Below are 12629 nucleotides of genomic sequence, written 5' to 3'. Positions count from 1 at the left end.
CCTCCGGTTTATATTGTCGGGCATTGCGCCCTTGTCATTTACTTTGCGGCTTGTTTGTTCAGGTCATCAAAAGTGCGACCCTCTGCGACCAGCTGTTTCAGCAGCGGCGCGGGTTCCCAGAACCAAGCGTCTTCCTTGGCGTAGCCTTCGATATCGGCCAGCAGCGCGGGCAGGCCTTGCAGGTCGGCCCATTTCATCGGCCCGCCCCAATAGCGCGGGAAGCCGTAGCCAAAGAGCAGGACCATATCCACGTCCAAGGGCCGCTTTGCGATGCCCTCGCCCACGACCTTTGCCGCCTCGTTGACCATCGCGGCCATATAGCGGCGTACGATTTCTGCGTCGGTAAAGTCACGCGGGGTGATGCCGCGTTCGGCGCGTTCGGCGGCGATCAGTTCGGACACCTCGGGGTTCGGCACCCCGCCGCGCGATCCGGCCTCATAGATGTAGAAACCTTTGCCGGTCTTCTGGCCAAAGTTGCCGGCTTCGCAGATCTTGTCGGGGTATGTCGGTACGCGTTCGGCAGGGTGGCGCGTCGCCGCCTTGCGCTTTCGTGTGGCCCAGCCGATGTCGAGACCGGCCAGATCGCCCACGGCAAACGGGCCCATGGCAAAGCCGAAGTCGACCAGCGCCTTGTCGATCTGGTATGGCGACGCGCCATCCAACACCATATGATCGGCCGCAGTGCGGTAAGTGGCCAGAATACGGTTGCCGATAAAGCCGTCGCAAACACCAGCGCGTACTGAAATCTTGTTCAGCGCCTTACCAAGAGCAAAGCCCGTGGCGACCACATCGGGGGCGGTCTTTTCGGCGACCACCACTTCGAGCAGCTTCATGATATGCGCGGGCGAAAAGAAGTGCAGCCCGATCACATCCGCAGGGCGCGAGGTGCTGGCCGCGATCTCGTCCACATCCAGATAGGACGTGTTGGACGCCAGAATTGCACCCGGTTTGCACACGGCGTCGAGCTTGCCGAACACGTCTTTCTTGACGCCCATGTCCTCGAACACCGCTTCGATCACCAGATCGACCGAGGCGAGGCTGTCATAGTTGATCGACACCTCAAGCGCGGTGTTGGTCATCGCATCGTATTTCATTTGGGTGATCTTGCCGCGCTTCAGCGCGCCGGAAAGATTGCCCGCGATGCGACCGCGTGCGGCCTCTGCGGCATCTTCCTTCATCTCGATCAGCACGACGTTGAAGCCTGCCAACAGCGCCGCCGTGGCGATGCCTGCGCCCATGGTGCCACCGCCGATGATGCCGATGGATTGCAACGCCCGTGGCTCGACGCCTTTCAGTTCCGGCAGGTTGCCTACCGCACGCTCAGAGAAGAACGCGTGGATCATGCCCTGACGCTGGTCTGTCTCCATCAGCCCCATGAAAATCTTGCGCTCGGCCAGCATGCCTTCGTCAAAGGGCAGCTCTGCCGCGGCTTGAACCGCACGAACCGCTTGCGCCGGAGAGATTTGCCCGCGACCTTTTTTCAGCGTCCCGCCATAGGCCGCATCCCAGTCGATCGGCGCGGGTGCGGCCATCTCGCTGACGGGGCGGCGCGGTGCGTTGGTGGCGATCAGGTTATCGGCGTAGGCGACGCCCACATCCTCGGGGTCGCCCTCGGTGACCTGATCGATGATGCCAAGGCTTTCGGCTTCGGCCGCTTTGACCTGACGGCCCGAGGTGATCAGATCAAGCGACGGATCCACCCCGATCAGGCGGGGTAAACGCTGGGTCGCACCGGCACCGGGGATCAGGCCCAGATGTACCTCGGGCAGACCCACTTTGGCCGACGGCTGCGCCACACGGTAATGCGCCGATAACGCGATCTCGAGCCCACCGCCCAACGACACACCATGCATGGAGGCGACAACGATCAACGGAGAATCCTCGATCCGTTTGCACACATCCGGCAGGAAAGGTTCAAGCGGCGTTTTACCGAATTCGGTGATATCCGCACCGGCGATAAAGGCACGGCCCTCCCCGACGATAACCACGGCTTTAACGCCTTCGTCCGCTTCAGCCTGTGCCATGCCGGCAACCAGACCTTCACGAACAGCATGGGACAACGCGTTGACCGGGGGGTTCTTGATCCGCAGTACGGCCACGTCGCCTTTGCGGGTATATCCAATCTTGTCAGTCATTTAGCATATTCCTTGGTCTAGTCTTGTTTCAGTCGCGGCGGCTCAGCGCAGGCGTGCGCCCGGTGCGCTGTTCAAGCGCGCGCACCAGTTCACGTAAGGCGGGGCCCACCTCTTGCACGATACGGGAATCGGGCAAATCATGAGGCATGGCTCCGGCGGTGAACGATACCGGCTCGCCGAACTCTTCGGCAAAATAGGGGACACTTACGGCGTTGATTGTTCTGGCATATCGCGTGCCTTCCATCGCGTAAACGAACCCTTGTTCTATCAATTGCGAATATCCCTCCGCCCGGAACCTTCGCATATCCGCTTCGGGCGTCAACTGCTCAAAGCGCTCTTCACTAAGTGACGCCACGACGGCCATGCCCGAAGACGATCCGAACACGGGAATCCTGTGCCCCGGCTCCAGCCAGATGGTCGACCCATTCTGCGGGCGCCAAGTGCGCACCAGCATCATCTTTTCGTCGTCGCGTACGGCCACCAGCAACAATGTGCCCGTCTCATCGGCAAGCTGCTGCATCGCATCAGACACCAGATCCAGAAAGTTGACCGCCACCGACGCGACAGAACCAAGGGCGATGGCCGACGGCCCCAGACGAAAGCGGTCATTGCGCCCGCCGTGGCTAAGATAGCCCAGTTCGCACAGGGTATAGGTCAACCGCGATACGGTGGGTTTCGGCAGCCCAGTGCGATCTGCAATCTGTGCGTGGGTCAGCCCGCTGTCACTGGCGCGAAAGGCCCGCAATATAGCAAGCCCCCGCGCCAGAGTGTTGGCAAATTTCCGATCTGTGGTATCGCCACTCATCGCGCCGCCATAGGAATAAGCAACGAGATCATCGGGAAGGACATGATCAGCACCAGCACGATCACATCAACGCTCAGGAAGCGCGTGATACCAGCAAAGATCTTGTCGATCGGAGCCTCCTTGCCCACCACATTAGCGATGACAAAGACGTTCAGGCCGACAGGCGGCGTGATCAGCCCGATTTCCAGCAGCTTGATCACCACAACACCGAACCAGATCAGGTTCATGTCATAGCTTTCTACCAGCGGAATCATCAGTGGCAGGGTCAGAACCATGATGCCAATCGGATCAAGGAACATGCCAAGCAGCAGATAAATCGCCGCAATCGCCAGCAGCAGGACCACAACGGACAGCTCGGCCTCGGCCACGACATTCACGATCATCGGGGCGACGTTGGTCAGGGCGATAAAGGCCACAAAAATCTTGGCCCCCGCCGCGATAAAGAAGATCGCCGCGGTCTGTATGCAGGTTTCTTTCACCGCGTCCCAGAGGCCCTGCAAGGTCAGCTTGCGCTGCGCAAAACCGATCAGCGTCGCCGCGACCACACATACAGCCGCCGCTTCGGTTGCGGTAAAGATGCCGCCGTAGATGCCGCCGATGATCAGCACGAACAGCATCACCGCAGGCCAGCTTTCCGCAGCTGCAGCGAACCGTTCCTTGGTGGAATAGCGCGTCGCTGTGGACGGAGCGATTTCAGGCGAGCGCCAGACCCAGACGGCAATCACAAGGATAAAGCCTGCCAGCGTCAGCAAGCCCGGCAGAACACCCGCGAGGAACAGCGACGAGATAGAGGTCTCGGTAAAGATACCGTAGATGATGAACAGAACAGACGGCGGGATCAGCGACCCCAGCGTGCCCCCTGCGGCGACCGACGCGGTGGCAAGCCGGGGGTCATAGCCCATGCGCAACATCTCGGGCGTGCAGATTTTCCCCATGGTCGAGGCGCAGGCAATAGAGCTGCCGGTAATCGCCGAGAATCCGCCACACCCCATGACGCTTGCCATCGCAACACCGCCGGGCAGGCGCGTCAGCCAAACCTTGGCCGCGTGGTAGATCTTGGTCGTGATGTCGGCGCGATAGGCGATGTGCCCAAGGGCAACAAATAGCGGGATCATCGATAGATCATAGGAGTGTATCAGGTCAAAGGAGTTCGAGAACACCATCGACGTTGTCGCGCGGATGGCACGTTCTGGCATAAATGTGCCGGTGCGGAACGCGAAGATAAAGAAGGTGGCGATGGTGGCCACACTGGCCAGAGCAAACGCAATCGGCACCCTAAGCGCCAGCAGGATTAACACTGCGGCAAAGGCGATCAGGCCAATGGTTGACGCGTCCATTACAGCACCTCTTTTTCAGCAACGAGCTCGATTGTGTGATTTTCTTCGTCCGAGACAGTACCGCCGGACAGGATCGTGCGAACATCGCGGATCGCCAGTTCGGCCAGACGCAGCCAGCAGGCCGCGATACCGACCACAAACAATAAACGCCCGGGCCATTTGGGCAGGTTCAGGTCGCCGTAGAAAAAGCTGCCCTTTTCCCAAACGCTCAGGAATTCGCGGCCACCGGCATAGATCAGACCGCCCAAGGCGATCATCCCCATCACCGATCCCAGCACGATAAGCCAGGACCGCAGCTTGGGCCCGAACCGGTCGGACACAAAAGCCACGCTAACGTGCGCGCGGTTGGCAGTTGCTGCCGCAAGGGGCAGGAGGATGGCCGCGACCATCAGCTCCCGCACCAAAGTGACGCTATCGGGTACGCTAGATGCGAAGACGGCGCGCGCGACCACGTTGGACGTGATCAAGATCCCCAGCAGGATGACCGCAGCCGCGCCCAACCCCAACAGGATTTTCTCAAGTGGTACCAACATGGTCCCTGCTCCTCCCAAAGCTAATGCTTAGTTGTTGTCAGCTGCCCAAGGGTAACCGTTCTCATCGCGCTCTTTCGTGTACTTCGCGATCAGCGCCTTGTAGTCTTCCAGAAGCTGTTCGCCGGGAAGGCCGGTGCTGTTGGCTGTCTCGACCCACTCGGCCAGATACTTTTCGCCGCCGGCGACCAGCTTGGCACGCTCTTCTTCGGGCAATTCCAGAACTTCGACACCTTGCTCTTTCATCGCTGCGATCGCTTTGTCGTTGGCGTCTGTGATCATGCGGCCGAATTCATCGGACAGATCAGCACCGGTTTCCAAAAGCACGCCTTGCTGATCTTCGGACAGCGCATCGAACATGTCTTTGTTCATGAAGATGCCGACGCCGCCAACCTGGCCCCAGTTCAGCAGGGTGTAGTTATCCATGACTTCGGCCTGCTTCAGCGCTGCAACGGCGTAGGAATACCCTTGGCTACAGTCGATCAGCCCAGTGTCGAGCCCTTGGTACGCGTCATAAATGGACATGTTGACCATGTTCGCGCCTTCGTCGCCAAAGACCTTACCGTAGGCCCCTGTACCACGTACTTTTTTGCCCGCGATATCAGCGACCGAACGGATCGCGTCGCCTTTACAACCGATGTTCACCTGGCTGGTGGTCCATGTCCCGATGTAGACAAGGTCCTTGTCTGCCAAGTTGTCCGCAATCGCTGGGTTCGAACGCATCAGCTCGTCCGTGGCGCGCATACCGACCCAGGCATCGGGGTTGTTTACGGGCAGATCAGCGATGCCATAGGCGGCCATTTCTTGCGGGTAATAGACAGCGATCACAGACCCCATGTCAGCCACACCGTCACCGATAGACTGTACGGCAGCGTTCGCTTTGAACAGCGCGCCGCCCCACTGGATGTCCAGACGCAGATCGTTTTCCGACCGCTCGGCCACTTGGTCCGCGAACCACTGCAGGGCGTCTGCGCGGGCACCGCGATTCGGGCCTGCTTCGCCGTGGATCAGGACGGTTTCGGCACCGGCAACGGAGGCTGCAATACTCATTGCGGCTGCGAAGGATAGGTTTTTCAAAAAGGACATGTAATTCCCTCCCAAGAATTGTTTCACCATGCGAAACATCGTTTCACTATGTCTCGGGCGCACACTAGGGAGGGGACTTGGAACACGCAAGAGAAACTTAAAACGGCACCGGAATACCGGTGCCGACGATAATTTGTATAAGACTTACATATACTTAAGTCACATCAAGACATTTCACGGCGGTACATAAAGCAGCGCCCGGCGACCGCTTCGGGCGGCAAAGCGATTTCGATCAAATTGTCGAAATACATCCTATCGCTCGACACCATCACGCCGCCTACGGCCAATAAAGGCTCGATCAGAGGCGAAAGAACACGCGCAAAAGCATCGTTTTTCGCGAGGTTATGACCGCCGAGGTCCGCGTGAATCAGTGCGGCATTTGGTCCGAACCGGTTTAACGCGGCCGGCAGGGTTTCATGCACATCGCCCAAAATCAGCTGATGATCTTCGGGGGTGCTATCAGGATTCGATGCAACCGCGCGTTCAAACACAAAGATATCGCGGTTGGGCATCGTTTCGCGGATATGATGAAACGTCCGTCCGTTGCCCAACCCCAGTTCGAACACCGGCCCTGTCAGTGTTTGCGTCAACGCGGCGGCATGATCGATACACGCACGCTGCGACACCATACGGTCGATAAAAATATCTAGGCGGCTCATCGCGGTTCTCCTTCGGGTTGGGTCGTACTGATGCAACATGGGGACGCAGCCCCCCTTTGTGTACCGATGACGCTTGGTTTTTACGCTGCCCCCTAGACGCCTAGGCGTTTATCGGCTTCACTCGGTTGGTAATTTTCGCTTTGATGCGCTTGGGATGACCATGGCCCCCCTTCTTGAAGTAAATGATCTGTCGATCGGTTTCGGTGCCGGCCCGCCCGTCGTTGATCGCGTCAGCTTTGCGCTGAACGCAGGCGAGACCCTTGCACTGGTGGGCGAAAGCGGGTCGGGCAAAACGTTGTCATGCCGGTCTGTACTACGTTTGCTGCCGGATGCAGCTCAGATGCGCGGCGGCTCGATCCGATTTAACGGAGCCGAAGGCCCCGTCGATCTTCTGGCGCTCCCCGAGAAACAGATGCGCGCCATTCGGGGCGACCGCATTTCAATGATCTTTCAGGAACCGATGCGGTCCTTGTCGCCCTTGCACCGTATTGGTGACCAAGTCGCCGAGGTGCTGCGTCTACATCGCGACATGGGGCGCGGTGCGGCCAAACGCGCGGTTTTGCAGCAGTTCGAAAAGGTCGGCTTTGCCGATCCAATGCGCGCCTGGAAAAGCTATCCGTTCGAGATGTCAGGCGGGATGCGCCAACGTGCGATGATCGCCATGGCCATGGTCGCCAAGCCCGAGCTGCTGATCGCGGATGAACCGACGACGGCGCTGGATGTGACGACGCAGGCGCAGGTGCTCGGGCTGATCCGGTCGCTACAGGCTGAAACCGGCATGGGCGTAATCCTTGTGACCCACGATCTGGGCGTCGTGGCAAATATGGCGCAAAAAGTCGTCGTGATGCACAAGGGGCGCGTGATGGAACGGGGCGATGCACAGGATGTGCTGGGCAGCCCTGCCCACCCCTACACCGCCAAGCTGTTCGCCGCCGCCCCGATGATCCCGGCCGTGGCCGCCCCTGCCCCTGCATCCACGACGCCCGCCGACGATATGATCCTTGATCTGCGCAATGTATCTAAGACCTATACCATGCGGGCGGGCGGCTGGCGCAAACCCGTAACCGTATCCGCCTGCCAGAACGTCGACCTGCAATTGCCGCGCGGCAAGACGCTGGCGATTGTCGGCGAAAGCGGATCGGGCAAGACCACCTGCGCCCGCATCGCGATGGGGGCCGAACGCCCCGATGCTGACGGCGAGGTGCTGTTTCGCCCCGCCCCCGCTGCCCCGCCGCTGGCCGTTCATGACCTGTCGCCCGCCGAGCGGAAAGCGTTTCAACGGCAGGCGCAGATGGTGTTCCAGGACCCGTATTCATCGCTCAGCCCGCGTATGCGCGTGCAGCAAGCCCTGACCGAACCGATGGAGGTGCACAACATCGGCACCGCCCGCGACCGCCGCGAAAAGGCGGCCGAAATGTTGCGGTGGGTCGGATTGAACCCTGATATGCTTGGCCGTTTCCCGCACGCGTTTTCAGGCGGCCAGCGCCAGCGGCTGTCCATTGCCCGCGCGCTGACGCTCGACCCGAAGCTGCTGATCTGCGACGAACCCACCTCGGCGCTGGATGTGTCGGTGCAAGAGCAGATCCTGACCCTGCTCGAAGACATCCGCGACCGTGCCAACCTAAGCTATCTATTCATCAGCCACGATCTGGCTGTCGTTGCCCGCATCGCGGACGAGGTTGCGGTCATGCGCGCTGGCGTTATCGTCGAACAGGCCCCGCCCGACACGTTGTTCTACAACCCGCAACACCCCTACACCCGCGCCCTGATCGCGGCACAGCCCGAACCCGACATCAGTCGCCCGATTGACCTTGATCTGGTCGCCAAGGGGGCGGGCTCTCCCACGCTCTGGCCCGAACAGTTCCGCTTTGAAGGCCATCACGCGCCCGCCCTGCGCGAGCTTGAGCCCGGCCATAAGGTACGTTGTCATGCGTAAGCTCTTCCTTGCCCTCGCCGCGACCCTCGCCTTTGCCCCCCTTGCCGCGTACAGCGATGGTCCCGTGCTCCGAGAAAGCAGCTTTTGGGCGCAAGAGGTCAATGCCGGCAGCCTGCCCCACGTGCAGGACCGCATCCCGTCAGAGCCGCTGGTCGTCGATCTCGAAGCCAAGGGCCGCAGCTTTGGGCGTCAGGGTGGTACGCTACGCACATTGATCTCGCGCACCAAGGACGTGCGGCAAATGGTCGTTTACGGCTATGCGCGGCTGGTGGGGTATCAGCCCGACTACACGCTTGCCCCCGATATTCTCGCCGCGGTGGACGTGGAAGAAGGGCGCAAATTCACGCTGCACCTGCGCCCCGGTCACCGCTGGTCGGACGGCATCCCCTTTACCTCGGATGATTTCCGTTACTGGTGGGAAAATGTCGCCAACGACCCCGACATCACCCCCAGCGGGCCGCCGGATTTCATGATTGTGGACAACCGCCTGGGAAAGGTCACCTTCCCCGATGAACATACGGTCGTGTTCGAATGGCAGATCCCCAATCCGAATTTCCTGCCGCTGTTGGCGCAAGCAAGCCCGCCGTTCATCTATCGCCCCGCCCATTACCTGAAGCAATTTCATCAGAAGTTCGCCGATCCCGATACGCTGGTCGAAAAGGTCAAAGCCGCGCGGGTCAAAAGCTGGGCCGCGCTGCACAACAAGCGCGATAATATGTACAAGTTCGACAACCCCGCGCTGCCGACCCTCCAGCCGTGGATCAACACCTCGGACAAGGACAGCTCGCGCAAGCTGTTTGTACGAAACCCCTATTTCCACCGTGTCGACAGCCGGGGCGTGCAATTGCCCTATATCGACGTGGTGCAGATGACCGTGGTCGGCGGTGGGCTGATCGCGGCCAAGGCCAACGCAGGCGAGGTCGACCTGCAGGCGCGCGGGCTCGATTTCCCCGATGTCGCGATCCTCAAGAAAGGCGAGGCGGACGGCGGCAAATACCGCACTCTGCTTTGGGCCAACGGCGTCGCCAGCCAGATCGCGATCTATCCCAACCTGAACTTCGCCGACCCTGTGTGGCGCGATGTCATGCGCGACGTGCGTTTTCGCCGTGCGCTGAGCCTCGGCATCGATCGACGCATGATCAACCGCGCGCTCTATTTTGGCCTTGCCAGCGAAGGCGACATGTCCGCCCTGTCGCAAAGCGCGCTTTACAACGACGATAATACGCATTCGTGGTCAGCGATGAACCTTGCCCATGCCAATGCGTTGCTTGACGACATGGGCCTGACTGAACGCACCCCCGCCGGCCTGCGCGAACTGCCCGACGGCCGCCCGATGGAGTTCGTGATCGAGACCGCAGGCGAACGCAGCGAGGAAGAAAACGCGTTGGCGATCATCACTGACACATGGCGAGATCTGGGCATCCGTCTGATCATGCGCCCGCTGGACCGCGACATCCTGCGCAACCGGATCTATGCGGGGCGGACCATGGCGTCGGTGTGGTACGGCTGGGACAACGGGCTTCCGGGGCCGTCGACCTCTCCGTCCTATCTGGCGCCCACCAATCAGGAATTCTTTGCCTGGCCGATGTGGGGACAATACTACCAAACAGTCGGACAGGCCGGGTCGCCCCCCGATATGCAGCCCGCGAAACGGCTGATGCTGCTGGCGAATGACTGGAACCACACCGACGACCCACAGATGCGCGAAGACATCTGGAAGCGGATGCTCGCCATCCACGCCGAACAGCAATTCGCCATCGGCGTGCTGGCCGAGGCCCCGCAACCCGTCGTCGTCTCGAACGATCTGATGAATGTACCGGAGCATGGGATCTGGGCCTTTGATCCCGGCGCGCATTTCGGCATTCACCGCATCGATGAATTCTACTTCCAAGACCCCCATGTGCAGGTAAGCCGATGATCTTCCTCAGATACGCCGTGTGGCGTTTCATCACCATGCTGCTGACCCTCTGGGTGGTCTCCCTACTGGTCTTCGTCATCATCAACCTGCCGCCCGGCGATTATCTGTCGAACCAGATCGCCGAACTGCGCGCCACGGGTCAGGCCGAAGGCGTCGCCAAGGCCGAGTTTCTGCGCCACGAATACGCGCTGGATGAACCGATCTGGAAACAATACCTGATCTGGGTCGGCATGGTGCCGGGGCCACAGGGGTTCGCCGGCTTGATCCAGGGCAATTTCGGCTGGTCGTTCGAATTCGATCGCCCCGTAGGCGAAATCGTCGGCGATGCGCTGTGGATGACGGTGCTGGTCAATCTCGCCGCCGTGTTGTTTGTCTATCTCATCGCCTTGCCGCTTGGGGTGCTCGCCGCCGCCAAATCCGAGACTTGGGTCGATTATACCGCCGGCTTTCTGGGCTACCTCGGGCTCGCGACACCGAACTTCCTGTTGGCGCTGATCCTGTTTTATTATGGCCATAAATACTTTGACCTGCCGATTGGCGGGCTTATGGCCCCCGAGCTTGAGGGCCAGCCCATGTCATGGGAAAAAGTACGCTCCGTCCTGCTGCACCTGATCGTCCCGACCTTTGTGATCGGCACCGCCGGTGCCGCCGCAATGATGCAGCGATTACGGGCGAATATGCTCGACGAGCTTGATAAACCCTATGTGGAAACCGCCAAGGCCAAGGGCATGGGCCCCGCACGGCTGCTGTCGAAATACCCGTTGCGCGTGGCCTTCAACCCCTTTGTCGCCGATATCGGGAACCTGCTGCCTGCTATGGTATCGGGCTCCGTGCTGGTATCGGTGGTGCTGGGCCTGCAAACCATCGGGCCCTATCTGCTGGTCGCACTAAAGTCCCAAGACCAGTTCCTCGCGGCGTTCATCCTGATGTTCGTAGCCCTGCTGACGCTGATCGGCACGATGATCTCTGACATGCTGCTGGTCCTGCTTGATCCGCGCATCCGTTACGGGGCACGCAGCTCATGAGCATCCAGCCTGACAACCGCTTTGTCGACACAACCCCCTGGACCGACGACGGCGATCTTTCCGCGCTTGAGCGGGCCGAGATGGACGCCTCTGTCACACGGCTCATGTGGCGCAAGTTCCGGCGGCACAAGCTGGCGCTGGTATCCGGGCTGTTTCTGGCCTTCTGCTATCTGATCTTGCCAGTGGCGGGGTTCATCGCGCCCTACACACCAAACGAGCGCAATGCCGAACACATCTACGCGCCACCGCAAAGCATCAACCTTTGGCACGAGGGCAGTTTCATCGGCCCCTTTGTATACGAGACGACGGGCACTGCGGATCTGGTGAATTTCCGCTGGGTCTACGACACCGATACCAGCAACCCGCGCAAGATTGAGTATTTTTGTAAGGGTGAAACCTACCACCTCTTTGCGCTCATCCCCAGCGACACCCACCTGTTTTGCGCCCCTGACGGCGCGACGGTGTTTCTCTGGGGCTCGGATCGGTTGGGGCGCGATGTGTTCAGCCGCATCCTCTATGGTGCGCAGCTTTCTTTGACGGTGGGGTTGATCGGCATCACGGTCAGTTTTGTGCTGGGTATCTTCTTTGGATCTTTGGCCGGTTACTTCGGCGGCAAGACCGACTGGCTGGTCAACCGCGCGATCGAGATTTTGCGGTCACTACCAGAACTCCCGCTCTGGCTGGCGCTTTCGGCGGCGGTGCCGTCGAACTGGGGGCCGGTGTCGGTGTTCTTTATCATCTCGATCATCCTCGGCATTCTGGATTGGCCCGGGCTGGCGCGGGCGGTGCGGTCAAAATTCCTGAGCCTGCGTGAAGAGGAATACGTCAAAGCGGCCGAGATGATGGGCGCGTCCCCGGCGCGGGTGATCCGCAAACACCTGTTGCCGAATTTCATGTCGCATCTGATCGCCAGCGCGACCCTATCGATCCCGGCAATGATCCTTGGGGAAACCGCGCTTAGCTTTCTGGGGCTCGGTCTTCGCGCGCCCGCCGTCAGCTGGGGCGTCATGCTGAATGACGCGCAAAATCTGGCGAGCATCGAAATCTACTGGTGGACCGCTATTCCCATGCTGCCGATCATTGTCGTGGTGCTGGCGTTCAACTTCTTGGGCGATGGTCTGCGCGCAAGTCTTGATCCGTATAAATCCTGACCCACCGGGGCCTTCAGTTCCAAATGGTCTAAATCCCGGGGGGTGCG

At 60.2% G+C, this 12629-nt stretch carries 10 protein-coding genes; 4 read left to right on the top strand and 6 right to left on the bottom strand.

Going from position 1 to position 12629, the window contains the following annotated elements; translation table 11 throughout:
- Positions 1-38 precede the first annotated feature (38 nt).
- From BLQ98_RS11405 to BLQ98_RS11380, 6 genes are all read right to left on the bottom strand, one after another.
- Positions 39-2135 carry an FAD-dependent oxidoreductase gene (locus BLQ98_RS11405; RefSeq protein ID WP_093733444.1) on the bottom strand — a complete coding sequence of 699 codons (2097 nt, stop codon included), beginning with the start codon at positions 2133-2135 and terminating at the stop codon, positions 39-41.
- 28 nt (positions 2136-2163) lie between these two features.
- On the bottom strand, positions 2164-2940 hold the full coding sequence (locus BLQ98_RS11400) for an IclR family transcriptional regulator (protein ID WP_093733443.1): 777 nt from the start codon (positions 2938-2940) through the stop codon (positions 2164-2166).
- Positions 2937-4277 carry a TRAP transporter large permease gene (locus BLQ98_RS11395; RefSeq protein ID WP_093733442.1) on the bottom strand — a complete coding sequence of 447 codons (1341 nt, stop codon included), beginning with the start codon at positions 4275-4277 and terminating at the stop codon, positions 2937-2939. Before BLQ98_RS11395 ends, BLQ98_RS11400 begins: the two co-directional genes overlap by 4 nt.
- Positions 4277-4810 carry a TRAP transporter small permease gene (locus BLQ98_RS11390; RefSeq protein ID WP_093733441.1) on the bottom strand — a complete coding sequence of 178 codons (534 nt, stop codon included), beginning with the start codon at positions 4808-4810 and terminating at the stop codon, positions 4277-4279. Before BLQ98_RS11390 ends, BLQ98_RS11395 begins: the two co-directional genes overlap by 1 nt.
- 27 nt (positions 4811-4837) lie before the next feature.
- Positions 4838-5893: a C4-dicarboxylate TRAP transporter substrate-binding protein gene (locus BLQ98_RS11385; RefSeq protein WP_093733501.1), complete on the bottom strand. Its 1056-nt coding sequence runs from the start codon at positions 5891-5893 to the stop codon at positions 4838-4840.
- Positions 5894-6057: 164 nt separating this feature from the next.
- Positions 6058-6552, bottom strand: a complete 495-nt coding sequence (locus tag BLQ98_RS11380) for a class I SAM-dependent methyltransferase (protein WP_093733440.1) — start codon at positions 6550-6552, stop codon at positions 6058-6060.
- Between the two features lie 160 nt (positions 6553-6712).
- On the opposite strand from BLQ98_RS11380, the gene BLQ98_RS11375 reads away from it, so the two are divergent.
- The 4 genes from BLQ98_RS11375 to BLQ98_RS11360 are packed head-to-tail and all read left to right on the top strand — an operon-like array spanning position 6713 to position 12582.
- Positions 6713-8488, top strand: a complete 1776-nt coding sequence (locus BLQ98_RS11375; protein ID WP_208596056.1) for an ABC transporter ATP-binding protein — start codon at positions 6713-6715, stop codon at positions 8486-8488.
- Complete coding sequence (locus BLQ98_RS11370) at positions 8481-10406, top strand: ABC transporter substrate-binding protein (protein ID WP_093733438.1); 1926 nt, start codon at positions 8481-8483, stop codon at positions 10404-10406. The genes BLQ98_RS11375 and BLQ98_RS11370 overlap by 8 nt, the downstream gene beginning before the upstream one ends.
- A complete protein-coding gene (locus tag BLQ98_RS11365; protein WP_005851921.1) occupies positions 10403-11431 on the top strand; it encodes an ABC transporter permease in 1029 nt (342 codons plus the stop codon). Before BLQ98_RS11370 ends, BLQ98_RS11365 begins: the two co-directional genes overlap by 4 nt.
- Positions 11428-12582, top strand: a complete 1155-nt coding sequence (locus BLQ98_RS11360; RefSeq protein WP_093733437.1) for an ABC transporter permease — start codon at positions 11428-11430, stop codon at positions 12580-12582. The genes BLQ98_RS11365 and BLQ98_RS11360 overlap by 4 nt, the downstream gene beginning before the upstream one ends.
- Positions 12583-12629 lie beyond the last annotated feature (47 nt).

Origin of the sequence: Sulfitobacter litoralis (genome assembly GCF_900103185.1) — a bacterium.
GTDB classification, from domain to species: domain Bacteria; phylum Pseudomonadota; class Alphaproteobacteria; order Rhodobacterales; family Rhodobacteraceae; genus Sulfitobacter; species Sulfitobacter litoralis.
This window is presented reverse-complemented; position numbering and strand designations above follow the sequence as displayed.

Excerpts from the sequence above, each read along its gene's own strand:
- BLQ98_RS11395 (WP_093733442.1), bottom strand. The coding sequence starts at position 4,277 with ATGGACGCGTCAACCATTGGCCTGATCGCCTTTGCCGCAGTGTTAATC.
- BLQ98_RS11390 (WP_093733441.1), bottom strand. The coding sequence starts at position 4,810 with ATGTTGGTACCACTTGAGAAAATCCTGTTGGGGTTGGGCGCGGCTGCG.
- BLQ98_RS11375 (WP_208596056.1), top strand. The coding sequence starts at position 6,713 with ATGGCCCCCCTTCTTGAAGTAAATGATCTGTCGATCGGTTTCGGTGCC.
- BLQ98_RS11385 (WP_093733501.1), bottom strand. The coding sequence starts at position 5,893 with ATGTCCTTTTTGAAAAACCTATCCTTCGCAGCCGCAATGAGTATTGCA.
- BLQ98_RS11380 (WP_093733440.1), bottom strand. The coding sequence starts at position 6,552 with ATGAGCCGCCTAGATATTTTTATCGACCGTATGGTGTCGCAGCGTGCG.
- BLQ98_RS11405 (WP_093733444.1), bottom strand. The coding sequence starts at position 2,135 with ATGACTGACAAGATTGGATATACCCGCAAAGGCGACGTGGCCGTACTG.
- BLQ98_RS11365 (WP_005851921.1), top strand. The coding sequence starts at position 10,403 with ATGATCTTCCTCAGATACGCCGTGTGGCGTTTCATCACCATGCTGCTG.
- BLQ98_RS11370 (WP_093733438.1), top strand. The coding sequence starts at position 8,481 with ATGCGTAAGCTCTTCCTTGCCCTCGCCGCGACCCTCGCCTTTGCCCCC.
- BLQ98_RS11360 (WP_093733437.1), top strand. The coding sequence starts at position 11,428 with ATGAGCATCCAGCCTGACAACCGCTTTGTCGACACAACCCCCTGGACC.
- BLQ98_RS11400 (WP_093733443.1), bottom strand. The coding sequence starts at position 2,940 with ATGAGTGGCGATACCACAGATCGGAAATTTGCCAACACTCTGGCGCGG.